The 24,366-nt window shown below is 55.7% G+C and carries 17 protein-coding genes and 4 pseudogenes; 20 read left to right on the top strand and 1 reads right to left on the bottom strand.

Features of this window, described 5'->3' with window-relative positions:
* The first annotated feature begins 76 nt into the window (after positions 1-76).
* The 8 genes from grxD (at position 77) to OM794_RS13760 (ending at position 6,216) form a co-directional block, all read left to right on the top strand.
* Positions 77-427, top strand: coding sequence for a Grx4 family monothiol glutaredoxin (gene grxD, locus OM794_RS13795; protein WP_133732744.1), 351 nt, complete (start codon positions 77-79; stop codon positions 425-427).
* A 160-nt stretch (positions 428-587) separates the two neighbouring features.
* Positions 588-2,639, top strand: a complete 2,052-nt coding sequence (gene dnaX, locus OM794_RS13790) for a DNA polymerase III subunit gamma/tau (protein ID WP_226250800.1) — start codon at positions 588-590, stop codon at positions 2,637-2,639.
* Between the two features lie 87 nt (positions 2,640-2,726).
* Positions 2,727-3,053, top strand: coding sequence for a YbaB/EbfC family nucleoid-associated protein (locus tag OM794_RS13785; protein WP_226250801.1), 327 nt, complete (start codon positions 2,727-2,729; stop codon positions 3,051-3,053).
* A gap of 3 nt (positions 3,054-3,056) precedes the next feature.
* Entirely contained in the window at positions 3,057-3,662 is a 606-nt protein-coding gene (recR, locus tag OM794_RS13780; RefSeq protein WP_211596089.1) for a recombination mediator RecR, read from the top strand.
* A gap of 47 nt (positions 3,663-3,709) precedes the next feature.
* Positions 3,710-4,846, top strand: a complete 1,137-nt coding sequence (rnd, locus tag OM794_RS13775) for a ribonuclease D (protein ID WP_226250802.1) — start codon at positions 3,710-3,712, stop codon at positions 4,844-4,846.
* A complete protein-coding gene (locus OM794_RS13770) occupies positions 4,843-5,151 on the top strand; it encodes a YcgL domain-containing protein (protein WP_226250803.1) in 309 nt (102 codons plus the stop codon). Before rnd ends, OM794_RS13770 begins: the two co-directional genes overlap by 4 nt.
* A 6-nt stretch (positions 5,152-5,157) precedes the next feature.
* Entirely contained in the window at positions 5,158-5,733 is a 576-nt protein-coding gene (locus OM794_RS13765; protein WP_226250804.1) for an ACP phosphodiesterase, read from the top strand.
* A 39-nt stretch (positions 5,734-5,772) separates the two neighbouring features.
* Complete coding sequence (locus OM794_RS13760; RefSeq protein ID WP_211596093.1) at positions 5,773-6,216, top strand: YcgN family cysteine cluster protein; 444 nt, start codon at positions 5,773-5,775, stop codon at positions 6,214-6,216.
* A 15-nt stretch (positions 6,217-6,231) separates the two neighbouring features.
* Here the strand turns inward: OM794_RS13760 and OM794_RS13755 are convergent, their stop codons facing one another.
* A complete protein-coding gene (locus OM794_RS13755) occupies positions 6,232-8,334 on the bottom strand; it encodes a S9 family peptidase (protein WP_226250805.1) in 2,103 nt (700 codons plus the stop codon).
* Positions 8,335-8,396: 62 nt separating this feature from the next.
* On the opposite strand from OM794_RS13755, the gene OM794_RS13750 reads away from it, so the two are divergent.
* The 12 genes and pseudogenes from OM794_RS13750 to pstC all read left to right on the top strand — a co-directional run bounded on the left by OM794_RS13750 (position 8,397) and on the right by pstC (position 24,351).
* Positions 8,397-8,822, top strand: a complete 426-nt coding sequence (locus OM794_RS13750; protein WP_226250806.1) for a hypothetical protein — start codon at positions 8,397-8,399, stop codon at positions 8,820-8,822.
* Positions 8,823-8,885: 63 nt separating this feature from the next.
* Complete coding sequence (locus OM794_RS13745; RefSeq protein ID WP_226250807.1) at positions 8,886-9,665, top strand: class II glutamine amidotransferase; 780 nt, start codon at positions 8,886-8,888, stop codon at positions 9,663-9,665.
* A gap of 234 nt (positions 9,666-9,899) precedes the next feature.
* Positions 9,900-11,583, top strand: a pseudogene (locus OM794_RS13740) (AMP-binding protein).
* A 278-nt stretch (positions 11,584-11,861) separates the two neighbouring features.
* Positions 11,862-15,880: pseudogene (gene hrpA / locus OM794_RS13735) on the top strand (ATP-dependent RNA helicase HrpA).
* A gap of 139 nt (positions 15,881-16,019) precedes the next feature.
* Complete coding sequence (locus tag OM794_RS13730; RefSeq protein WP_226250809.1) at positions 16,020-17,141, top strand: beta-ketoacyl-ACP synthase III; 1,122 nt, start codon at positions 16,020-16,022, stop codon at positions 17,139-17,141.
* Between the two features lie 41 nt (positions 17,142-17,182).
* The gene (locus tag OM794_RS13725) at positions 17,183-18,022 is read left to right on the top strand and encodes a VacJ family lipoprotein (RefSeq protein ID WP_226250810.1); all 840 of its coding nucleotides are present in this window, start codon (positions 17,183-17,185) and stop codon (positions 18,020-18,022) included.
* A gap of 8 nt (positions 18,023-18,030) precedes the next feature.
* Complete coding sequence (locus OM794_RS13720; RefSeq protein WP_226250831.1) at positions 18,031-19,224, top strand: PP2C family protein-serine/threonine phosphatase; 1,194 nt, start codon at positions 18,031-18,033, stop codon at positions 19,222-19,224.
* Entirely contained in the window at positions 19,214-19,732 is a 519-nt protein-coding gene (locus OM794_RS13715) for an STAS domain-containing protein (protein ID WP_211596103.1), read from the top strand. The genes OM794_RS13720 and OM794_RS13715 overlap by 11 nt, the downstream gene beginning before the upstream one ends.
* A 154-nt stretch (positions 19,733-19,886) precedes the next feature.
* On the top strand, positions 19,887-21,074 hold the full coding sequence (locus OM794_RS13710; protein WP_226250811.1) for a Bcr/CflA family multidrug efflux MFS transporter: 1,188 nt from the start codon (positions 19,887-19,889) through the stop codon (positions 21,072-21,074).
* A gap of 60 nt (positions 21,075-21,134) precedes the next feature.
* On the top strand, positions 21,135-21,866 hold the full coding sequence (locus OM794_RS13705) for a sulfite exporter TauE/SafE family protein (protein WP_226250812.1): 732 nt from the start codon (positions 21,135-21,137) through the stop codon (positions 21,864-21,866).
* Positions 21,867-21,996: 130 nt separating this feature from the next.
* Positions 21,997-23,006: pseudogene (locus OM794_RS13700) on the top strand (substrate-binding domain-containing protein).
* A 96-nt stretch (positions 23,007-23,102) separates the two neighbouring features.
* A pseudogene (gene pstC, locus OM794_RS13695) lies at positions 23,103-24,351 on the top strand (phosphate ABC transporter permease subunit PstC).
* Positions 24,352-24,366 lie beyond the last annotated feature (15 nt).

Raw genomic sequence — 24,366 nt, 5'->3', positions numbered from 1 at the left:
TTCAAGTGCCAGATTCAAGGGCCAAGCCAGGTAGATTAGTGAGAGGGTATCGGTCATTGATAAGCGAGGAGATAGTATGAGCACGACTGCCGAAAACATTCAGCGTCAAATTAGCGAAAATCCGATCCTGATTTACATGAAGGGTTCGCCCCAACTGCCCCAGTGCGGTTTTTCTGCCCAGACCGTTCAAGCGCTGATGAGCTGCGGTGAGCGTTTTGCCTTCGTTAACGTTCTGGATAACCCGGATATTCGCGCCGAGTTGCCCAAGATTGCCAACTGGCCAACCTTTCCGCAGCTATGGGTAGAAGGTGAACTGGTGGGTGGCTGCGATATCGTGGTTGAGATGCACCAAAACGGCGAACTGGAAAAGCTGGTAAAAGCCGCTGCTGAGCGTGCGGGTGCGGCGGAAGGTGGGGATAACGCCTAGGCGCTATCGACCACCCCGCTTTATCCAGGCGGTTGGCGGGCTGCGGTGCAACCGCTAGAATGGCGTTTGTTCTCGCATCATCTTTGTTATGCATCGTGGCCTTTGCCCCGCGCTGGCGACAGCGCGGGGCAAGTCAGCCCGCCGAAGGAAGTACAGCTTCATGAGCTATCAGGTTCTGGCCCGAAAGTGGCGGCCTCGCACATTCCACGAACTCGTGGGTCAGGCCCATGTTCAACGCGCCCTGGTCAACGCCCTTGATCAGGGTCGTCTGCACCATTCTTACCTATTTACGGGTACCCGCGGGGTGGGTAAAACCACCTTGGCGCGTATCCTTGCCAAGTGTTTAAACTGCACGGCCAATGGCCGTGGCGATGAAGGTATTACCTCTACACCCTGCGGCCAGTGCGACAGTTGCCAGGCAATTGATGAAGGTCGCTTTGTTGATCTGATTGAGGTTGATGCGGCGTCAAGAACCAAAGTAGAAGATACCCGGGAACTGCTGGACAATGTCCAGTACGCGCCTACCCAAGGGCGTTATAAGGTGTATCTGATCGATGAGGTGCACATGCTCTCCACCAGCAGCTTCAATGCGCTGCTGAAAACGCTGGAGGAGCCACCTCCCCACGTTAAATTTCTGCTGGCGACCACCGATCCGCAAAAGCTGCCGCCGACCGTACTCTCGCGCTGCCTCCAGTTTACCCTCAAACATATGCCGCCAGAGCGCGTGGTTGAGCACCTGACCTATGTGCTGGGCGAAGAGGGCGTTGCGTTTGACGAAAGTGCGTTATGGCTATTGGGGAAAGCCGCGGAAGGTTCGATGCGCGATGCCATGAGCCTAACCGATCAGGCGATTGCCTTTGGCCAGGGGGCCGTGCGCCATGCGGATGTAGCCGCCATGCTGGGCACCCTGGATCATCGTCATATACTTGGGTTGGCAGAAGCCCTGGCCGATGTCGATGTGCAGCGGCTGCTGGACGAGGTCGCCCAGTTAGCCGAACAGGGCCCCGATTTTGCCGCAGTGCTGGATGAGCTATCCAGCATGCTCCACCGTTTGGCCGTGGCGCAGATGGTGCCGGACGCCGTGGATAACAGCCACGGTGATCGCGACGTTATTCTGCAGCTAGCGAGCCGTTTCACCGCTGAAGATATTCAGCTTTATTACCAAATTGGTATTCAGGGCCGCGGGGACATGGTGCATGCCCCGGATCTGCGCAGCGCGTTAGAGATGACGCTACTGCGCATGCTGGCTTTTCGCCCCCAGGGCGTGCCGAAACCGCCGCGTACCCCGCTACCCCTGCGCCGCGAGACATTATCAGAGACATCTGAGTCAACAACTGTGGCTGATGCGAGTGCTCAAGTGTCAGAGGGGGAAGCCGCCTCATCAGCGCCGCCGCAGCCCTCACCAGAAGCTGAAGCCCGGCCAGAAGTTCACTCAAAGCCACCAGCCGAGCCTCAACCTCAGCCTGAAACGGTCATGCCTGCCGCTGCTGAGGCACCGCCGTTGCAAGAACCACCCCCTTGGACAGTCGAAGCTGATGCAGCGGTGGCAGAAGTGGAGGCTCCCCAGCAGCAAGCCCCTGAGCCAGCGGCGCTGGCTGAACCGGAACATGCTGCTGAGCCAGCGCCAGCCTTAACGCCTGAAACAGTCTCTGGGCCCGAGGCTTTAGAGCCCGCTATAGCTGAGATACCAACAGCCCAACCTGAGGCGCTATCAGACGCCATCCCAGAAACCCAGGCAGATTCTACGCCAGCAGCCGTTCCAGAAACCGTTCCAGAAACTGTCCCAGAAACTGTCCCAGCAACCCTGCCAGGCAAGCTGGATAATGCTAAGTGGTTGGAGTGCTTCGACTCCCTGGGCTTGGGCGGTTTAACCCGTAACCTGGCGGGTAACTGTTTGGTCGAGAGTGACGACGGCACGCTGCTGACGCTGCGTCTGGATCCCAGTCAAGAGGCCATGCAGGCGGAAGTGCATCAAACCCGCATTGAGCGGGCGTTAAAAGAGCAGGGCATGCCACGGCGAATAGCGTTTTACGTGGCCGAGTTGTCTAATAGCCTGGAAACGCCCCGCCAGCGCGAAGAGCGTCTTAATAAAGAGCGCCATGCTCAGGCGGTTGATCTACTCAATCACGACCCCCATGTACAGAAGCTGCAGCAGGCGTTTGGGGCCAAGTTGATAGAATCCAGCGTTAAGCCTGCCGATACGGTGCGCTAAGCGCTTTACAGACAGCCTGTCATACACGCTTTCATACAGTCTCAAAATAGCTAGAGATTACCTTATAACCACGTTGGAGATCAGACCATGCTTAAAGGTGGAATGGGCAACTTGATGAAACAAGCCCAAGAGATGCAGGAAAAAATGCAGCAAGCCCAGGAAGAGGTCGCCAAAACTGAAGTGCAGGGCGAAGCGGGCGCCGGTATGGTCAAGGTCACCATGAATGGTCGCCACGACGTATCCAATGTCTCCATTGATCCCAGCGTCATGGAAGAGGACAAAGAGCTGTTGGAGGATTTGCTTGCCGCGGCGGTCAATGACGCAGTGCGCAAGCTTGAAGTCAGCTCTAAACAGAAAATGGAAGAAGCAACGGCGGGTTTAAACCTTCCGCCCGGCTTTAAGATGCCGTTCTAATCAATGCGTTTTTCTCCACTCGTTGAGCAGTTAATGGAGGCGTTTCGCGTGCTTCCCGGCGTTGGGCCCAAAACGGCCCAACGCATGGCGATGCATCTGCTTGAGCGCGAGCGGCCCGGTGGCCAACGCCTTGCTGAGGTTATCCAGCAAGCCATTGAAGAAGTCGGCTACTGCCAGCGCTGCCGCACACTCACCGAGGCCGATATTTGCGCGCTGTGTGAGAGTCCGCGCCGCGATGATTCGCTGCTATGTGTGGTGGAGTCGCCTGCCGATCAACTGGCGATTGAAGAGGCCGGTGGCTTTAAAGGGCGTTACTTCGTGCTTCACGGGCACCTTTCGCCGTTGGATGGGGTTGGGCCAGAGTCAATTGGTTTAGACTTGCTGGAAGCGCGCGTGGCAGAAGGGCTCATTGAAGAGGTGGTATTGGCCACTAACCCGACTATCGAAGGGGAAGCCACGGCCCACTACATTGCCTCGCTGCTTTCAGCGCATAACGTCAAACTCTCGCGGCTTGCTTATGGCGTCCCCATGGGCGGTGAACTGGAGTACGTTGATGGCGGTACCTTGAGCCGTGCGTTTAATGGTCGTTTGCCGTTTGCCAGTGAATAAGCCTATTTAAAACGCAAGCGCGGTAGCGTTTGCGCCAACTTGGAAGAATGCTTTTGTCCTCTCTTACCCCCTCTTATCAATGGCTTGATACCCCAGATGCGCTTGATGCGGCCTGCGAGCAAGTAGCCGATGCCGCTGTGATCGCTCTGGATACCGAGTTTTTCCGAGAGAACACCTTTTTTCCAGTCCCGGCGCTGATCCAATTCACCGCGGGCGAAGAGGCTTATCTGATTGATCCGGTGGCCGTCCTTTGCACCGATAAATTCCGAGCGCTGCTGCAAAATAGTGCCATCAAGCTACTGCACGCCTGCAGTGAAGATCTGGAAGTCTTCCAGCTCTGGGCGGGCGTACTGCCGGAGCCGTTAATTGACACTCAGGTGGTGCAGGGCTTTTTGGGCGAAAACGCTGGAATGGGGTATCAAAAGCTGGTCGAATTTTGGGTCGGTGAAACCTTGCCTAAAGAGGAGACCCGCTCAAACTGGTTACTGCGCCCGCTGTCACCTGCCCAGTGCCACTACGCTGCACTGGATGTGATCTATCTGTTAAAAGTCTGGATGCTACAGGCGGAAAAGCTCGCCATGCTGGGGCGGCGTGAGTGGGTGGACGCTGAGTGTGCCAGCTTAATCGAGCTGGCGGGCCGCAGTGTGGATAACGACCAGCAGTGGTATACCCGTCAACGCCAGCTATGGCGCTTAACGCCCCGCCAAATGGAAGCGTATCGACTGATGACCACCTGGCGTGAAGGCGAAACACGCCGCCGGGACTTGCCGCGCAATTGGTTGATTAGCGATAAGCTGTTGTTTGCCATCGCCGAAAAGATGCCCAGCAACCGCTTCGAGCTCGCGGAGGTGGAAGGCATAAAGCCAATGCTGATCAAAAAAGAGGGCGACGCACTGCTGGCGATGGTGAAACAGGCTCAGCACTGTGATGAAGAGGCGCTGCCCAAGCGTTGGCCAGACCCCATGCACCCGACGTTCAAGTCACGCTTTAAAGCACTTAAAAAGGCGGTAACCGCTAAAGCCAATGACTTGGGGGTGGCTCCGGAAATGCTACTGCGCCGCCGGGATATTGAAACACTGGTGATGCAGGACTTGGCGGGGGAGCCGCTAAGCTGGCCCACCGGTTGGCGGGGCGAGTGTTTGAATGACGCTTTGGCCCAGGCCCTTGAGGAGCGACCATCATGAGCGACAAACTGATTTGCGAAGTGTTTAAAAGCTCGCGTAAAGATGAGATGTATTTATACGTCGACAAGCGGCAAGGGTTGGCCGACGTCCCCGAGCAACTGCTGGAAACCTTCGGCAAGCCGGTGCCGGTGTTTACCATGCTGCTGACCACTGACAAAAAACTGTCACGGGTCAACGCCGCAGACGTGGTGGCTGGGATTAAAGAGAAAGGGTTCTATCTACAAATGCCGCCGCCTAAAGAGGCCTATTTACTCGACGTGCACCGTGCCCACGTTGCCTCACACGCTGATAAAGCGTCATCATAGCCGGTTATGAATTTTCTGGCCCACGCCTGGTTGGTGAGTGGCGGTAGCGATGATTTTCTCTACGGCAACTTAATTGCCGATGGCGTTAAGGGTCGGGATTTAACCGCTTGGCCTGCGGCCACTGCGCTGGGTATCCGCCATCACCGCCGGGTGGATGCGTGGGTGGATAGCCATCCTAGTGTTGTTAATGCCCGACGGCGAGCGCCTGCGGGGCAGCGGCGCTATGCGGGCATTGCGCTGGATATGGTGTGGGATCATTTTCTGGCCCGTGACACGGCGGGGCAGGCGGATCAGGAAGCGCTAGTTGAGCGCTGCTATCGACTGCTTGCTGCCCGCACCGCGCCGAACCGGCTGGCGGGTATGATGCCGATACTGGTCGAGCACGACTGGTTAAGAGGCTACGCTGACTTTGCGTTTACCTGCCGGGCCGTTGCCGGCATTGGTCGGCGTTTATCGGGCCCCAATCAGTTGGCTGCTTTAGTACCGTGGTTGCAGGATGATTATCAGGCGTTAGAGAACGATTTTCAGACACTATGGCCAGAGCTGGTGGCTGAATTAAGCCATCAAGATAGATCCCCATAATAAAGTGTTTAACCGTGACAACGAGGCAGGAGAGATGCGATGCGCGAACGTTTTTGGGAGCGCTTTACCCTTGAAGAGCTGACGCCCCAGGAGTGGGAAGCGCTATGCGATGGCTGTGGGCAGTGCTGCTTACTGAAGTTGCACGATGAAGACACCCAGGAGTTGGCGGTGCTCAATGTTGCCTGTCGTCTCCTGGATATCCACAGCTGCCAGTGCAGCGACTATGCTAATCGTTTCGACAGCGTGCCCGACTGCACCCAACTGACGCCTGCCTTGGTTAAAGAGTTTACCTGGCTGCCGCAGAGCTGTGGTTACCGGCGGGTGGCGGAAGGGCGCAAACTGGCGGGCTGGCATCCGCTGCTGAGCAACGACGCCGAGCGGGTTCACCGCAAAGGGGTCAGTGTGCGCAGTTTTGCCGTTTCCCAGGACGAGGTGCCCGAGCAGCAATTAGAGTCGCATATTATTGCCGTGCTGCCGATGTAGTTCCCTTCTAGCACTTTACTCAGCAGTTGAAGGTGCTGGCGAGTGCAGTCCCAGCGCCCAGAGGATAAACGCGTCTTGGCGGGCGGTATCGCGCCAGGCTTTGAACCGACCGGATGCGCCGCCGTGGCCACTGCTCATATCGGTACGCATCAGAATCGGCGCTGACCCCAACTGCTGTTGTGCCACCTGGGCATAAAACTTGGCGGGTTCCCAGTAGCTGACCCGGGTATCAAACCAACTGCCCTCAATCCACAGGGCAGGGTAGGCCTGGGGCTGGATATTATCCATGGGCGAGTAAGCGGCTATTCGGGCAGCGACCTCTGGCTCTTCAGGATTGCCCCACTCGCTGTACTCCGCAGTGGTTAGCGGTAGCTCAGGGTTTTGCATCGTGCGTAACACATCTAAGAAAGGTACATCCAGCAGAGCAGCGCAAAACTTTTCCGGCGCACGATTAATACAGGTGCCGACCAGCAGCCCACCCGCGCTGGCGCCATAGGCTGCTATTCGTTGCGCGTCGCTGACCCCCTGTTCGACAAGTGCTTCACGCGCGGCCAGGAAGTCATTAAAACTGTTTTCCTTATGCTCCATTTTACCGTTTAAATACCAGGGTTCGCCGCGTTCGCCACCGCCGCGCACATGGGCAACGGCAAAGGCCGCACCGCGTTCAAGCAGTTCCAGCCGGGCGATCGAGAACCAGGGGTCGAGCGCGTCACCGTAAGCTCCGTAGCCATATAGCAGTGTGGGCAGGGGCTGCTCCGCCAGATCGGCGCGCATCACCACCGATACGGGCACTTGCTCGCCATCGCTACTGGTAGCCCAAAGGCGGCGACTGATTAACTGCTCCGGCTGTAAATTGCCGTAAACAGGTGCCTGTTTCAGCAGCGTCCGCTCGCCGCTGGTTAGATCAAGTGCGAACCAACTGGGGGGCTGGGTAAATGACTCTTCGCGCAGTCGCAACACCTGTGTATCAAAGTGCGGCGCATCTTCCAGCATCTGCGAACAGGGTTGTTCGGGCAGCGCCAGGTACTCATCCAACGTACAACTGTGCTGGGCATCAAAAAGCAAACGCCGCAAACGCACTTGCGCCTGGGCATGGTCGCGCTCAGCCAGCATCAGCCCCCAAGAGAACGCATCAACGCCTTCCAGGGTGGCTTCTTCACGGTGGGCGATTAACGTTTGCCAATTTAATTGGGACTGACCAAGTTGATTTTCCGACAGAAAATCGAGTTGAAAGTGTGCTCCTGCCTGGTTATGCAGACGATAAAAACTGCCTGGTCGGTGATCAATGCTGTACTCAACCCCCGGTTGGCGCGGCTGGATACACGTCGGCACTGCATCTGGCGCGTGGGCGGGAAGCAGGTGAATTTCACTGGTGTCTTTTGAGCCACTTTCGAGTAGCAGCCACGACCGCGAGCGCGTTTTGCCAATACCGAGCCAAAACTCAGGATCCTCTTCTCGTAGCACTAATGCTGGTTCATTTGAAGCGTCAGGCTCCATTAGTGAAAGCGAAAGCCGCCAAACGCTGTCGGGGCGCTGAGTGTCGTCAAACCGCGTGAACAGCAGCGTCGCTGTGTTGTCAGTTTGATCTTCTGCCCAGCATAGCCCCGCACCAATATCGCTTAATAGTTGCACGGGTGTCCCGTTAGGCAGTGCTTTCAACCACAGGGTAAAACGCTCGTCGCCTTGAGTATCTTCTGTCCAGGCCAACCACTGCTCGTCGGATGACAGCGCCATATCGCCCATGTCGTAAAAGTCGTGCTCGGCGGCGCGAGCTCTAACGTCAAAAAAGCATTCGTGCTGTTCGGGCTGATGATTAGGATGGCGCCACCAGCACGGGTAGTCATCGTCAGCGCCGGTTTCGTTCCAGAACGTGAAGTGGTCAAGCGTTGTCCTAAGGCTGGTCACGGCTAATTCGCGGCGTGACAAGTGGCTCTGGTATAGCGCTTCTTCCAGCGGGGCAAGGGGCGCAAACCAATCGGCTTGTTGCTGGTTGGCGGCCTCTAAAAAGGCGCTTACCTCGGGGGCGTCGCGGTTCTCCAACCAGTGCCATTTTGGGTCATTAGCGCGATAATAGCGTGCAGCGGGTAAGCCTGAATGTATGCCTTGCTGTGCTTTCATAAATTGATAGGTACCATAACGGGAAATCAACGTCGGGTGAGCTCACCCATATGAGGGGTATTATGCTGTTTGCAAATTCAACGCCACTACTGTGGTTGAGTTATTACGGGCTGTCGCTGTTAGTGATTGTCGCGGTCTATTTTGCACTTACTTTCCTGCCTCGCTTGCCGCGCCTTTTACTAACCTGGATGGTCGCTGGGGCGATATGGGCGCCTGCCACGTTCCGGTTGCCGCTAATAGAAGAGGGGGAATTCTATACCGGTTGGGCGCCGTCGGCGATGGTAGCGGCGGTTGGTTTTCTTGAGCATAACGGCGCGGCGCTGCGTGGCGGGTTGATGTGGCTAGTGCTGGGTATGACGTTAGGCGCACTGATTGGCATTGCCCTGTGGTGGTGGCGCCGTCCTGGGAGCGCTGAGTACGTCGATCAGGAAGACGAGAGTGCCGATGAACGCGAAGCACCACGCCGCCGTGAGCCGGTAATTGGTTAATGCCACGTTTGAACACTGTCTGGGTGTCTAGAGTTGTATGTATGAATCATATGTGTAAAGCGTATGTGTGAACTGCTGGGGATGAGCGCCAATGTGCCCACCGATATCTGCTTCAGCTTTTCGGGCTTTTTGCACCGCGGGGGCGGCACTGGCCCCCATCGCGACGGCTGGGGAATCGCCTTCTACGAAGAGGGTGGCTACCGCGATTTTCGCGATCCCCATCCCTCTGTGGATTCGCCCATCGCCCGGCTGATTTGTGACTACCCGATTAAGTCCAATGTGGTGATTAGCCACATTCGCCAAGCCAATGTGGGAGGCGTAAAGCTCGCTAACACTCACCCTTTCACCCGGGAAATGTGGGGGCGACCCTGGTGCTATGCTCACAATGGCCAATTAAGTGGCTGGGAGAGCCTAACGCTGGGCCACTACACCCCGGTTGGCAGTACTGATAGCGAGCACGCCTTTTGCTGGCTAATGGGTGAGCTACGCCGTACCTTTCCTACTCCGCCCGCTGATCCCACAACGCTTTGGGAGCACTTGCACCAACTTTGCGAAAAGTTAAGAGCGTTGGGGGTATTTAATATGCTGCTCTCCGATGGAGGCTACTTGTATACGTTTTGTGCCACGAAGCTTGCGCATATTACCCGTTGCGCACCTTTTGGCGAGGCAGAACTCTCCGACGCTGAGATGACGGTGAATTTTGCCGAACATACTACCCCTGACGACATCGTTTCCGTGATTGCCACTGAACCGCTCACGCACAATGAAGCTTGGCAGCGCATGGTGCCGGGTGAGCTATTAGTCTGGCGCAATGGAGAAATTCAGGCGCGTTACTGTCCATAAGGAAGCGATCTACTAAATTGGATGAGATAAGCTGTAGAAAAAGGAAACGATAAACGATCTGGGCTATTAAGATCTGGACTATGGGCTAAAGTTGAAACGTGAGTTTCAATCGATCGTTTTACAGCCTGTTGTAGGTCGTATATCGTTGTGCTTCTTAACCAATTTTTTCAGACCAAGCCTAGCGACAACAACAAGGTCGGTGACTTACGCCGACGCCAATAGCGGAGATTGCCCATGAGCGAACACGCCAACGCCGCCGTTTTACGTGGCCCAGCGCTTGAAGGGTTGGATCAGTACGATTCAGTCACGGATGTTTTTCATCACGCAGTAGCACGTTTTAAGGACAAGCCCGCTTTTTCCTGTATGGGAAAAACGCTCACTTTCGCTGACCTTGACCGCTTCTCTGCGCAGTTTGCTGCTTGGCTGCAGCATGAAACCGACCTCGTCCCCGGCGATCGTATCGCCATTCAGTTGCCCAATGTGCTGCAGTTTCCGGTAGCGGTTTTTGGTGCGCTACGGGCAGGCTTGGTGGTGGTTAACACCAACCCGCTATACACCGAGCGGGAAATGGCCCATCAGTTCAAGGACTCCAACGCTAAAGCCATTGTGATTTTGGCCAATATGGCGGACAAGCTGGAGAAAGTGCTCGATAAAACAGAGATCAAACACGTTATCGTCACTCAGCTAGCCGATTTGCATGACCTTCCCAAGCGCTGGCTAATCAACGCAGTGGTCAAGCACGTTAAGAAAATGGTGCCTGCTTATTCTTTGCCAAGTGCGATTGGTTTTCGCGATGCGCTAAAAAGGCGCCTCGCTAAGCCAAAGCGAGGTCAAAAGAAGTCCAGATGATTTAGCCGCGCTTCAATACACCGGCGGCACCACGGGGATGCCAAAGGGGGCAATGCTGACCCATCGCAACCTCATCGCCAACATGCTGCAGGCGCGGGAAGCGATAGGGCCTCATCTCACCGATGGCGAAGAGCTGGTTATCGCACCACTTCCGGTTTATCACATCTACACTTTTACAGTTAACTGCCTGTTTTTGATGGAAACCGGTAACCATTCGTTGCTGATCACCAATCCTCGCGATCTGGATGGTTTTGTCAAAGAGCTCAAGGGGCTGCCCTTTACCGCTTTTATCGGCCTCAATACGCTGTTTAATGCACTGTGTAATCGCGACGACTTCAAACAGCTCGATTTTTCCAAATTAAAGCTGACGATTTCCGGCGGTATGGCGTTGACCAAAGCAGCGGCGCAGCGCTGGGAAACCACTACCGGTTGTCCGATCGCTGAGGGGTATGGTCTGACCGAGACATCGCCCATCGTTAGTTTTAACCCCACCGATGCGATCCAGTTGGGCACTATTGGTAAACCTGTTGCGGGCACCGCGGTAAAAGTTGTCGATGGCGAAGGCAATGACGTCTCACTGGGCGAGCCGGGAGAACTCTGTGTGCAGGGCCCACAGGTGATGAAAGGCTACTGGCAGCGCGAGGACGATACCCGTGACGCCATCGATGAGGATGGTTGGTTCCATACCGGCGATATCGCGGTGCTGCAGGAGGATGGCTATATACGCATCGTTGATCGCAAAAAAGACATGATTCTGGTCTCCGGCTTCAATGTTTATCCCAACGAAGTTGAGGATGTCGTGGCTGCCCACCCAGAAGTGCTTGAATCGGCGGCAGTCGGTGTGCCGGATGAAAATGCCGGAGAAGTCATCAAGCTGTTCGTGGTAAGTAAGAATGATCAGTTGGATGAGAAAACGCTGCGTGACTGGTGCAAAAAGGAGCTCACTGGCTACAAGGTGCCCAAAATCATTGAGTTCCGCGAGGAACTGCCCAAAACCAATGTGGGCAAAGTGCTTCGCCGTCAGCTGCGTGACGAAGAACCCTCAAAAGCGTCATCCGATAGCCATTAATAAACACTTGATTAGCGGGTGAGGGCAGGTTGTAACAAGGGGCTTTCGCCATGGCCGGAAAATATTCCTGACAATTCCGGCATTTCCGCCATCCATGGCGGTCAGATGGCGAAAGTAGCGCCCAAGGCTGGGTTCACAGCGCCCTTGTGGAAACCTGGGCTCGCCAGCTTCCTGCTCGCTTTGTGGTTAGGCGTCGCGGAGCTGAAAGCGTTACACTATACGACCCGCTCAATTGAGCGGGTCGATTGTTTATATCTGTTATCAATGTCTCCTGTTAAATGCCCAAGCGAATGGAAGCCGACTCAATCGTGACCACCGACACATCCCCAGCCCCCACCGATAGCCAACGTCTTGCCTCGCTGAAACAGGCCGCGGGCGATGTGATGCTACGCGATGCAGAGCGGCTGGCGCGGCGTTTGGCCGGCCTAAATCGTCGCCTACGCGACAACAAGCCGATTAGCCGTGGTCTTGAGGAAGTGCAGCGCGAGCTTAACCGCGCCCAGCGACAGCTTAGCCAGCGCGAAAGCCAAAAGGTCGCCCTCAACTACCCGCCGGAACTGCCGGTGGTCGAACGGCGGGAAGATATCATTAACGCCATCCGCGATCATCAGGTCGTGGTGGTGGCGGGGGAGACCGGCTCAGGCAAAACCACCCAGCTGCCTAAAATGTGTTTGGAACTGGGCCGGGGCCGCCGTGGGTTAATCGGCCACACCCAACCGCGTCGCTTGGCTGCCCGCAGTGTCGCCAGTCGCTTGGCGGAAGAACTGGAAGTCTCTCTGGGCGAGCAGGTGGGCTATCAGGTGCGCTTCACCGATCAGAGCAGCCCGACGACCCTGGTCAAACTGATGACCGACGGGATCTTGCTGGCCGAAACCCAGCATGATCCGCTGCTGCTGCGTTACGACACCCTCATTATTGATGAAGCCCACGAGCGCAGCCTGAATATCGACTTTCTACTCGGCTACCTCAAGCGCTTACTACCCAAGCGGCCCGATCTAAAAGTCATCATTACCTCGGCGACTATTGACGTGGAGCGCTTTGCCAAGCACTTCGGCACCGCCAAGACGCCTGCACCGGTGGTGGAAGTCACCGGGCGAACCTATCCCGTTGAGGTGCACTACCGGCCGCTGGTGCGCGACGAAGACAATGAAGAAGACCGCACGCTGCAAGAGGGTATTTTGCACGCAGTGGAAGAGATTGAAGCGATCGAACGGGAGAAGGGCTGGTTGCACGGCCCACGGGATGTGCTGGTATTTCTGCCTGGTGAGCGCGAAATTCGTGAAACCGCCGATACCCTGCGCCGCGCCGAGCTGAAAGGCACCGAAATCCTGCCGCTCTACGCGAGGCTCTCCAACGAAGAGCAGAACCGCGTGTTTGCGCCGCACCGCGGTCGGCGCATTGTACTCGCCACCAACGTCGCGGAAACGTCGCTGACCGTACCCGGTATTCGCTACGTGATCGATCCGGGCCTCGTGCGTATCAGCCGCTATAGCTACCGTTCCAAGATCCAGCGACTGCCGGTAGAAGCGGTTAGCCAGGCCAGTGCCAACCAGCGTAAAGGGCGCTGTGGGCGGATTGCCGAAGGCGTGTGCATTCGCCTCTATAGCGAAGAGGATTTTCTATCCCGGCCCGGCTTTACTGACCCCGAAATCCAGCGCACCAACCTTGCCTCGGTGATCCTCTCGATGCTGGGGCTCAAGCTCGGCGATATCGAGGCCTTTCCGTTTGTTGATCCGCCGGATAGCCGCTTTGTGAAAGACGGCTTCAGACTGCTGTTCGAACTGGGGGCGGTGGACGAAAAGCAGCGCCTCTCTCCGCTCGGGCGTAAGCTGGCGCGGCTGCCGATTGACCCGCGCCTGGCGCGTATGGTGCTGGCGGGTGTCGAATTCGGCAGCCTACGCGATGTGCTGATCGTCGTCTCGGCGCTGGCCATTCAAGACCCCCGTGATCGACCGGCGGATAAACGCCAAGCCGCCGACCAAGCTCACCAGCGTTGGCACGACCCCGATTCCGACTTTGTCGCCTTGCTGAACCTCTGGCATGGCATTGAGAATGCCCGTGAGGCACTTTCAGGTAATCAGCTGCGCCGCTGGTGCCGCGAGCACTACATCAACTATCTGCGCATGCGCGAGTGGCACGACACCTTCCGCCAGCTGCGCCAACTGCTGCGCGATATGGATATCGACGTGCCCGCGCCGCCGCCCCGCAATGACGACGAGAGCGAAGAGCAGGCGCGCCAAGCGCGGCGAAAAACCTCGGGCAAGGTGCATCAGGCGCTACTTTCGGGGTTGCTCTCCAACTTGGGTACGCTGGTGGAGAACCGCGAGTATCTCGGCGCCCGCAATCGCAAGTTTATGATTCATCCAGGCTCAGGGCTGGCCAAGAAGTCGCCCAAGTGGATCATGGCGTTCGAGATGGTGGAAACCTCCAAGCTGTTTGCCCGCACCGTGGCCAAAATCGATCCCCAGTGGATTGAACCCCAGGCGCAGCATCTGGTTAAACGCAGCTACAGCGAGCCGCACTGGGAGATGAAACGTGCTCAGGTCGTGGCCTTTGAACAGGTAACACTGTTTGGCCTACCGATTGTGGCGCGACGCCGGGTGCACTACGGGCCAATCGCTCCCCAGGAGTCCCGGGAGCTGTTTATTCGTCGTGCGCTGGTGGAAGGGGAGTTCCAAACCAAGGGTGCCTTCTTTGCCCATAACCGCGCACTGATCGATGAAGTGGAAGCGCTGGAAGATCGTGCTAGGCGGCGGGACATTCTAGTCGATGAAGACACCCTGTATGATTTTTACGACCAGCGGATTCCGGCGGAGATCTTTAACGGCAAAGGCTTTGAGCATTGGCGCAAACAGGCCGAGCAGCAGGATCCTCAATTACTCCACTTCGATATTGATTCGCTTAAGGCGCGGGATGCTGACGACGTGACCCAGGCGCAGTATCCGGATCATTTGATTCTGGCGGGCGTGGCCTATCCGGTCAGCTACCACTTTGACCCTGAAGCCGAGGATGATGGTGTTACCCTGACCGTTCCCGCCGCCATGCTGCCCCAGCTGCCGGTGCATGCCCTGGAGTGGCTGGTGCCGGGGCTGCTGCGTGAAAAGTGTATCGCGCTGCTAAAATCGTTACCCAAAAGCATTCGCCGTCAGGTGGTGCCGATTCCCGATTGGGTAGATGCGGCGTTGGAAACCCTGGTGCCCGATCAGCGCCCGTTAACCGAAGCCTTGGGCGAGTTCATTCGCCGCCGGACATCGACACGTGTGCATCCCGACGACTGGCGCCTGGATCTGCTCGAGCCGCATCTGATCATGAATATTCGCGTGGTCGATCACGCGGGGAAACCCTGGGCCAGGGGCGCGATCTGCGCGCCTTGGAGCAGCGCTTTGAAGCAGCCGCCAGCGCAGGGGCCCAGGCGCTGGCCGAACAGGTTAGCCATGAGCCCGCCGTGGCCGGACTACCCAAAGAGCCGCTGCCTGCCTCACGGGTCACCACCCAGGCAGGCATTCGCGTAGAGGCGTACCCTGCATTGGTTGCAGCTGACGCCAACGAGTTCAAGGTAGCGCTATTTGATCACCCGGCAAAAGCGGATGCCGCCCACCAGGAGGGCATCGCCCGGCTGGGCATTGCCAAACGGCCCGAACAGGTTAAAGCGATTAAGCAACTGCCGGGTGTCGAGAAGTGCGCACTGCTGTTTGCCAAAGTGGGCAGTAAGCAGGCGTTGATTGATGACCTGCTGCTGGCGGTGTTTACCCAGGTAGTGGCTCAGCACCCCTTGCCGCGTTCGGAAGGGGAGTTTAACCAGCGCCTGGACGCTACTCAGGGCCTGCTGGTAGACGAAGCAAAAGCCCTCTTGATTAGGGTAGAGGCCGCATTACAAGGCCATTTGGCGGTCAGTAAAGTGCTCAAAGGAAAGCTCAATTTTGCCCTTGCGCTGGTGTACAGCGATGTTAGCGCGCAGATGCAGCGCTTGGTGTATCCAGGCTTTATTCGCGATGCTGGCGCCTGGCTGGACGAATACCCGCGCTACACCGAAGCTGCGCTGATTCGGCTTGAAAAAGCCGCTCGTGAACGCGGTCGCGATCAAATGATGATGCAGGATGTCCAGTCATTAGAGGCCCGCTTCGATGCCCGCCGGGAAAGCGAGCGACGCGGGCGGGTGGAAGACCCGGAACTGGTTGCTTTTGGCTGGTGGTTGCAAGAGTTGAGAGTGTCGCTATTTGCGCAGCAGTTGGGGACGAGCATGGTGGTGTCGGTAAAACGACTGGAAAAACGCTGGCAAGAGATCACTAGCGTTTAGCCGTGGTTGGAAAAAGTTGTTGAAAAAAGTTGCTGGAAAAACCGCTATTTTACGCACACAGTAACGTGATGGGCTCGCCGTAAATTGCACGCTACATTGATGGTCGGTCACGTCGGCAAGCCGCTTAGAGGAGATTGGCATGACACATGTGGTGATAACCGGTACAGGGCTCTATACGCCGGAACACGCCATTGATAATGCGGCCCTGGTGGCAGCATTTAATGCTTGGGTAGACGCAGAAAATGCGCAGTATGCCGATGCGATTCAGCGTGGTGAGCGCGAACCGCTGGCGCATTCCAGCAGTGAATTTATCGAAAAAGCCTCCGGAATTAAGAGCCGCTACGTGCTCGATGCGTCTGGAATCCTTGACCCACAGCGTATGCGGCCTAAACTGCCGCAGCGGGGCAACGACGAACTCTCTATCCAGTGCGAAATGGCAACCGCTGCTGCGCGGCAGGCGCTGGACGCCGCTCAGTTGGACGCAACTGATATTGAACTGGTCATTGTGGCCTGCTCAAACCTGGAGCGTGCCTACCCTGCCGTGGCGGTGGAAGTGCAGCAGGCCCTGGGAACAAGCGGCTATGGGTTTGATATGAATGTCGCCTGTAGTTCAGCAACCTTTGCCATTGAAATGGCTGTCAACGCCATAGCCTCCGGCAGCGTTAAGCGTGCCCTAGTGGTCAATCCGGAAATCTGCTCGGCGCATCTCAACTTCCGAGACCGTGACAGCCACTTCATTTTCGGCGATGCTTGCACAGCAGTAATACTGGAAAATAGCGCCGTTGCGGTAGCCAGTGAGCGGTTTGAAGTTCTTGGCACACGCCTGGTCACCCAGTTTTCCAACGCGATCCGCAATAACGCAGGCTTTCTTAACCGCGTAACGGACAGTGATCCACTGGCGTTGGATAAACTGTTTGTGCAGGAAGGGCGGCGGGTGTTTAGAGAAGTTTGCCCAATGGTGGCTAAATTGATCACCGATCACCTGGCCTCCTTGGAGTTAACCGGTAGTGATCTTAAACGCATGTGGTTACACCAGGCTAACCGGCATATGAACGACTTGATTGCCCGCAAAGTATTGGGCTATGACCCGAGTGAAACACAGGCGCCGATCATTTTGGATCGTTACGCCAATACCAGTTCAGCGGGTTCTGTCATCGCCTTTCACCTTCACCATGACGAGCTTGTAGAGGGTGATATTGGTGTGATCTGCTCCTTCGGGGCGGGCTACAGTGCGGGCAGTGTGGTTATCCGTCGTTTGTAGATGTACGTAAAAGTGCTAGGCAATTGAAAAAGGAAAATGTCATGTGGCAGTGGTTTAATAACGTGAAACCTGCGCGTTCGTTGTGCAGCAAAGGGTTGCCGCTACTGCTGGTGACGTTACTCGCAACGGGTGGTTGTGCCAGCACGCAAATGGCGGAAAATGCTGCTCCCGAAGATCCTTGGGAGGGCTTTAACCGCAAGGTATTTGCGTTTAACGACGTGCTGGATCGCTATGCGCTCAAGCCGGTGGCAAAAGGTTATCGCACCGTTACTCCAGATCCAGTGGAGACAGGGGTGGGTAACTTTTTCTCCAACTTAGGTGAGGTGCGTACCGCGCTAAATAGCCTGCTGCAGGGCAAGCCAGCGAATGCAGGCCTCGCCACATCGCGTTTTTTGATTAACTCCACGGTAGGCATTGGTGGCTTGTTAGATTATGCCACTCTAATGGAAATCACGGCGGATAAAGAAGATTTCGGCCAAACACTGGCCGTGTGGGGCTGGCAAGATTCCCGCTATCTGGTGCTGCCTTTGTTGGGCCCCAGCACGTTGCGGGACACCACCGGTTTACCTGCTGATATGACGTCGTATCCGTTGTATTACGTAGACGACGACGCCGTTCGACTGAGTCTTACCGCGCTGAATGTGATCGATACCCGTGCGGGTCTGCTTGACCAGGAAGAGTTAATTCGTGGTGATCGCTACCGTTTTATTCGTGACGCTTACTTACAGAGCCGCCAATTTGAGGTAAGCGATGGAGAATTGGGCGATGACCCCTTTGCCAGCGAAACCTTCGAATTTGATGACAGTGATTTTGACGACGCTGGCTTTGACAACAGTGACCAGGATGATAGCGACTTTGGTGGCGATGAAGTCACCGATTGAGGCTTATGATGGATCATTCTAAGCAGTTGATCGCGGTGATCGACGAACCCGGTCGTGAACGCGATGCGCTGGCGGAGGCGATTACCTGCGACGGTATGTGGGTGTTTGCCGCTGAGGATATCAAGAATCTACCCGCTGGCACGGCGTTGATCGTTGCCCATGCCCGAGCGGTACCCCGGCAGCAGTGGTCGCAGTTAACGCACCGTCTGCCTACGCTGGTAGTCAGCGACTCGCGGCAGGACGCTGATTTGATCAAGGCGGTCGATGTTGGGCTGGTGGACTATATCGTTCATCCACTGCGTCACGCCGAGTTGTTGCGGCGCATGATCCGTAAGGCCATTGAGCTTAACGATTTGGCACTGGAGCGTGAGCGGGATCATGCGAGGCTGGCGGAGTTAAATGAGAGTCTGGAGACCCACCTTGCGCTGCTGCGGATGGATCAGCAGAGTGGAGGGCATATTCAGCGGCGTTTGTTACCGCTGCGACCCAAGGTGATTAACGGAGTGTATTACGACTACGTATTTGCCCCTTCGCTCTATTTGTCCGGTGATTTCCTGGATTATCAACGCTATAACGAGCGTTACAGCGCCTTCTATTTCGCCGATGTATCGGGGCATGGCGCCTCGTCGGCGTTTGTGACCGTTCTGCTCAAATATTTATGCAACCGCTGGCTGGGTGAGTGGGACGGCCAGCATCCGGAAAATCTGCCACCTGATTGGTTAAAGGCGATGAACCGCGAATTGCAGGGCACCGACATAGGCAAACATGCCACCTTATTTGTCGGTGTTATTGACCACGAGGCGCATACTCTTCACTATTCGCTCGGCGCGCAGCTTCCCATGCCTCTGTTGGCAGCAGAGGGAGAGCTACGCCGTTTAGAAGGAGAGGGAATGCCGGTAGGCCTTTTCCCCGATGTAGAGTATCCTTCGCTGAGTTGTGCATTGCCGAATAAATTTCGGCTATGGCTCTGTTCAGACGGAGTATTGGAATGCTTGCCGGGTAAGACGCTCGACACGCGGCTCAAGGAGCTTGAGCAATTAGTAAGCGAGAGTGTAACGCTTGAGCAGTTGCGCGACCGGCTAGCAGAAACGAATGCACTTCTTGCCGAAGAGGATGCAGAGTTTGATGCCAACCAAGAGCGCGATGCTTTACCCGATGATCTAACAATCATGATGGTGAGCGGATTTGGTCATGCTGATTGAAGAGGGCCGCATTAAAGCGGCGTTCGATTCTGGTGTTTTTGTTCTAAAACTATGTGGTGATGTGCGTTTGACGCTCTGCGCCACACTGGATACTCAAGCCCAGCGTCTCGCCGAGACGCCGGGGTTGCGTGCCGTACTGATTGACCTGCGTGAAGCCACCAACGTGGATTCGACGGCGCTTGGCTTTCTGGCCAAGGTCGCGATGGCAGTGAAAGGACGCCTGGAGCAGCCACCGACGATTATTGTCGATAACCCTGATGTGCGGCAGATGTTGGACGTGATGGGGTTTGCGCGCTTTTTTACCTTGATGGAAGCGCCGCTGCAACAGGCAACCACACTCAACAATGAGCTTGAGGAGCTGCCCCAGGAGCCAGCAGACGAAGAAGGCCTACGTGGCCGCATCCTGGAGGCCCACCGCATTTTGATGCATATGAACGAGCATAACCGAGAGCAGTTTCAGCCACTGGTTGAGATGCTTGAGTCGCAAGATGCCACCACGCACCACTAAACTCTCCTTACCTCGATAAGCCCCTGGCCATCTCCAAAGGCTATTTCCAAAGGGCCACAGATAGATAGCGCTCGCCCCCGACAAGTGCCTTAAAATCGGCTATGATTAGCGGCCTATCTATTTCAGTGCGTACATTATCGCCTTAAGGAGACCCATGGATCTTAATCCTCGCCGGGTAGCGCTGTTGGTTGCCGCCAATACGGCGCTGGCGCCCTTTGCTATCGACGCCTATCTGCCTGCCATGGGTATCATTGCCGAAAGTATTGGCGCCAGTATTCACCGTACTGAACTCTCCATTAGCGTATTTTTGTTTGGCTTTGCGTTGGGCCAGCTCTGCTTTGGGCCGCTCTCGGATCGCGTGGGCAGAAAACCTGTGCTGCTGGGCGGTCTGGTGGTGTTCATGCTGGCAAGCCTGGCCATTACCATGGCGGATAGCTTGCCCACGCTGCTGGCTTGGCGTTTTATCCAGGCGCTGGGAGGCGGGGCCTGCGTGGTCAACTCAGCGGCCATTGTGCGTGACTGCTTTAGCGGGCGAGAAGCTGCCAAAGTGATGTCGACCATGGCGATGATTATGATGCTGGCACCGCTGGTGGCGCCAGCGGTGGGTAGTTTACTGCTGCATGTTGCCGGCTGGTGGCTGATTTTTGTGTTCTTGGCCGTTTACGCAGGCTTTTTACTCTGGTTGTTAGGAACGCGGTTACCGGAAACTCGCGATATGTCGCTCCCTGCGGCTTCTCCGCGGCAAGTCATCCGCAACTACGCCAGCGTGCTTAAACACCGTGAAGGCATGGGCTATATCTGTGCGGTAGCGGCCTCCTTTGCGGGCCTGTTTGCGTTCGTAACCGCTTCACCATTTCTCTATCTTGACTATTTTGGCCTTTCGCCAAGCACCTATCCGCTGGTGTTTGGGGTCAACGTGGTGGTGATTGCACTCTCTAACCGGGTCAATATTCATCTGCTCCGCAAGCGCACTCCCCAGCAGAATTTGCGTTTGGGTTTGCTTATACAGCTGATAGCGGCGCTAGGGTTAGTCGCGGCCACAGCCCTGGATATTGCGACACTAGCAATTGTGGTGCCGCTGGTTATGCTGTTTACCGGTATGATCGGGCTGATCACGCCCAACGCGATCTCGTCGTTACTGGATCATTTTGGCCATATCAGTGCCACGGCCACAGCGCTGCTGGGTGGCATTCAGTTTACTTGCGGCGCGTTCGCGGGAGTGATGGTAGGTCTGTTCGAGGTAGAGCATCTTTGGCCAATGGTACTCACCATGCTGGGCGCTGCGTTGCTAGGCAATATCGGTGTACGCAAACTAACTAAAGCACCTGCTGCGGATGAATAGTTTTTCAAATGAATAGGGCTTATGGACAGGGCGTATGGATAGTTTGAATGGATAAGTTGAATGGATAGCGTGCTGGCTTGGGTCAATATGCCAATGAGCACTTGGTTAGCTTGCTCCGCCGTACTGTTAATGGGCGCTTTTGTGCAGCGCGCCACTGGCTTTGGTTTGGCCATTATCGGCGCACCGCTACTGTTGATGCTTGAGCCTCGCCTGGTGCCTGTCATTCTGGTGCTGTTTGGCTTTACCGTCTCACTGATGATGGTGCGTCACTATTGGCACGAGGTGCGCCTGGATGCCATTGGCATGGCGTTAGTGGGGCGCCTTCCCGGCAATGCGCTGGGCATCTGGCTACTGCTCGCCGCGCCGATGGTGGTGTTAGAAAAGCTGATCGCAGTCATCGTCCTGTTTGCGGTACTTGTTACTTTGTGTCGCTTTCAATTGCCGGTCAACCGAATAACGCTGTTTGGCGCAGGCGTACTCTCTGGCATTTTTGGCACCGTTGCGGCTATTGGAGGCCCGCCCATCGTGTTGCTGATGCACGGTTTACCTGCCGACCGTGTGCGCGGCAATCTAGCCGCCTTTTTCATTTTGACCTCTCTGTTAACCTTAATCACCCTAGCTTTGGCTGGCCAGGTTCAGCTTTGGCATTTCCAGATCGCGCTGACCTTCCTGCCAGCAGTATTAATAGGTAACGCCTTGGCAGATACCGTCGCCCATCGTTTAGACCGGCGACTGCTGCAAGGTGCCTCGCTGGCGTTATGCTCCCTCGCAGCGCTAGGCCTTTTGTGGTGATGTAAGGCCAGGTTGCGTCTATGTAACGAAAATTTTTCTGCGTTTTGCTCGCTGTCATGAAGTTGTCATGGAATCAGTGCAAGGTATGCCTTGCGAAGGCCAGATCCCTACATGAACAGGAGTATTTCGCATGAACCGTATTCTAAAAAACACCGTTATCGCGGCTGCAGTAATGAGCGTTGCCGGTGTTGCTCAAGCCCGTGATCAAATCCGTATCGTAGGCTCCAGTACCGTTTACCCGTTCGCCAGCTACGTAACGGAAGAGTTCGGTGCCACCACTGGTAATCCGACACCTGTTATCGAATCAACAGGTTCTGGCGGCGGTTTGCGTCTGTTCTGTAATGGTGTTGGCGAAGGCACGCCTGACATTACTAACGCATCACGCCGTATGAAGGTTTCTGAGTTTGAGCGTTGTGAAGAGAACGGTGTTACCGATATCACCGAGGCTAAAATCGGTTCTGACGGTATCGTACTTGGCCAGTCCAATAGCAACGACGTTTTTGACCTAACCCGTGAGCAGATCTTCATGGCCGTCGCTGCCATGGTACCCGTGGATGGCGAACTGGTTGAAAACCCCTACACCAACTGGAGCGAGATCGACTCATCGCTGCCGGATCGTGAAATCTCTATCTATGTTCCCCGACCACCTCAGGTACCCGCGACGCTTTTGAAGAGCTTGTCATGGAAAGCGCTTCTGAAGAGATGGACGAGTACGAAGAGGGCTACACCGATATCCGCTCTGACGGTGTGTATATCGACGCCGGTGAGAATGACAACCTGATTGTTCAGCGCTTGACTGAAGACACTAAAGCCTTTGGCATCTTCGGCTACTCGTTCCTGGAAGAGAATACCGATACTCTGAACGCCGCCACTATTGATGGCGTTGAGCCAACGCCAGAAGACATTAGCTCGGGTGATTACCCGGTAGCGCGCTCACTGTGGTTCTACGTGAAGAACCAGCACGCTGAAGAAGTGCCGCCGATGTATGACTACGTCGACATGTTTATGAGCGAAATGATGATTGGCGCAGATGGTTACTTGAAAGATATCGGCCTGATCGTTCTGCCGGAAGACGAGCGCGAAGAGTGGCGCCAGGCTGTTGCAGACCGCACTGCAATGACAGCAGACGTTCTTAAGTAAGTTGGTAGGTCGGATGTAAAGGTGGTCGGCAGCGCAAGCTGCCGACCCGTTATTGTTGATAAGCTTCTTAACCGGTGACGACGTGAGAGAGATGCGATGCAGACCAACCAGCTTCTTCTGATATTTTGTGGTGCGTTATTGCTGCTGGGGCTGCTGGCTTTTTTGCTGGCCGTTCAAAAGCCACGCGTTTACGTAGCGCGGGTACGGCGATGTTTGCTCAGCCAGATCAATATGCTTGGTTTACCGTGCTCTCAACCGCAGGGCCAGCCTTATTGGTAAGTGCGCTGGGAGCTTTTGTACTGCTGTTGCTGGGTGCTGATATACCCACGCTCTATTTGTTAGCAGCGAGTTTAGTGGTGGCTGCTGTAGGCCTACTGTTAAGTCTTAATCAAGTTAAGCCCGATTTTCACGCCCGCCAGGCTATCGAACGGGTCATCCGACTGATTTTGGCCAGTGCCGCGTTAATTTCCATTTTGACGACTTTTGGCATTTTGATTTCGATTATTTCCGAGGCGCTGCGCTTTTTTCAAATGCACAGCTTCTGGGAGTTTATAACCGGCACCACTTGGAACCCTGGGGCAAGCTTTTTAGCCGCAGCCGGAAGAGGTGATGGGGGCGGCGCTGAATTTGGCTCGGTACCGCTATTCGCCGGTACCTTTATGATTACCGGCATTGCCATGTTGGTGGCAGTACCCATTGGTTTGCTGTCGGCGATTTACATGTCTGAATTTGCGCCGCGCAATGTAAGAACCGTTGCAAAACCTGTACTCGAAGTACTGGCAGGTATTCCGACCGTGGTTTATGGCTTTTTTGCCGCGATTACGGTCGCGCCGATTATCGTTAATATCGCCGGTTTTTTGGGCTTGATGCGTCTTATAACAATGCGCTCGCCCCCGGTATTGTGATGGGCATCATGATTATTCCCTTTATCTCCTCACTTTCCGACGATGTGATCAACGCAGTGCCGGACAGCATGCGCCAGGGCTCGTTAGCCCTGGGGATGACCAAAGGCGAGACGATTCGCGATGTAGTGGTGCCTGCCGCAATGCCGGGGATTATTTCCGCTTCGCTGTTGGGTATGTCTCGTGCCATGGGGGAAACCATGATTGTCGTTATGGCCGCTGGCATGCGCCCCAACCTGACGGCTAACCCGTTGGAAGATATGACCACGGTGACCGTTCGTATCGTAGCGGCCTTAACGGGAGACCAGGAGTTTGCAAGTGCTGAAACGCTGTCTGCCTTTGCGCTTGGGTTAGTGCTGTTCGTTGTGACCTTGGCTCTTAACCTGGTGTCAGTCCTGATGATCCGCCGTTTCCGTGAAAAATATCGCGTCAATAACCTGTAATGCTGAGGAACTGTT

This window comes from Halomonas sp. BDJS001, assembly GCF_026104355.1.
Lineage (GTDB): Bacteria > Pseudomonadota > Gammaproteobacteria > Pseudomonadales > Halomonadaceae > Vreelandella.
The sequence above is the reverse complement of the archived record's forward strand: the minus strand, read 5'-3'. Positions and strand labels throughout refer to the sequence as shown.

Bases quoted from the DNA above. Each gene is read 5' to 3' on its own strand.
- OM794_RS13785 (WP_226250801.1), top strand. From the start codon at position 2,727: ATGCTTAAAGGTGGAATGGGCAACTTGATGAAACAAGCCCAAGAGATG.
- OM794_RS13720 (WP_226250831.1), top strand. From the start codon at position 18,031: ATGGATCATTCTAAGCAGTTGATCGCGGTGATCGACGAACCCGGTCGT.
- OM794_RS13730 (WP_226250809.1), top strand. From the start codon at position 16,020: ATGACACATGTGGTGATAACCGGTACAGGGCTCTATACGCCGGAACAC.
- OM794_RS13755 (WP_226250805.1), bottom strand. From the start codon at position 8,334: ATGAAAGCACAGCAAGGCATACATTCAGGCTTACCCGCTGCACGCTAT.
- OM794_RS13745 (WP_226250807.1), top strand. From the start codon at position 8,886: ATGTGTGAACTGCTGGGGATGAGCGCCAATGTGCCCACCGATATCTGC.
- recR (WP_211596089.1), top strand. From the start codon at position 3,057: ATGCGTTTTTCTCCACTCGTTGAGCAGTTAATGGAGGCGTTTCGCGTG.
- OM794_RS13725 (WP_226250810.1), top strand. From the start codon at position 17,183: ATGTGGCAGTGGTTTAATAACGTGAAACCTGCGCGTTCGTTGTGCAGC.
- OM794_RS13760 (WP_211596093.1), top strand. From the start codon at position 5,773: ATGCGCGAACGTTTTTGGGAGCGCTTTACCCTTGAAGAGCTGACGCCC.
- OM794_RS13770 (WP_226250803.1), top strand. From the start codon at position 4,843: ATGAGCGACAAACTGATTTGCGAAGTGTTTAAAAGCTCGCGTAAAGAT.
- OM794_RS13750 (WP_226250806.1), top strand. From the start codon at position 8,397: ATGCTGTTTGCAAATTCAACGCCACTACTGTGGTTGAGTTATTACGGG.
- OM794_RS13715 (WP_211596103.1), top strand. From the start codon at position 19,214: ATGCTGATTGAAGAGGGCCGCATTAAAGCGGCGTTCGATTCTGGTGTT.
- OM794_RS13765 (WP_226250804.1), top strand. From the start codon at position 5,158: ATGAATTTTCTGGCCCACGCCTGGTTGGTGAGTGGCGGTAGCGATGAT.
- grxD (WP_133732744.1), top strand. From the start codon at position 77: ATGAGCACGACTGCCGAAAACATTCAGCGTCAAATTAGCGAAAATCCG.
- dnaX (WP_226250800.1), top strand. From the start codon at position 588: ATGAGCTATCAGGTTCTGGCCCGAAAGTGGCGGCCTCGCACATTCCAC.
- OM794_RS13705 (WP_226250812.1), top strand. From the start codon at position 21,135: ATGGATAGCGTGCTGGCTTGGGTCAATATGCCAATGAGCACTTGGTTA.
- OM794_RS13710 (WP_226250811.1), top strand. From the start codon at position 19,887: ATGGATCTTAATCCTCGCCGGGTAGCGCTGTTGGTTGCCGCCAATACG.
- rnd (WP_226250802.1), top strand. From the start codon at position 3,710: ATGCTTTTGTCCTCTCTTACCCCCTCTTATCAATGGCTTGATACCCCA.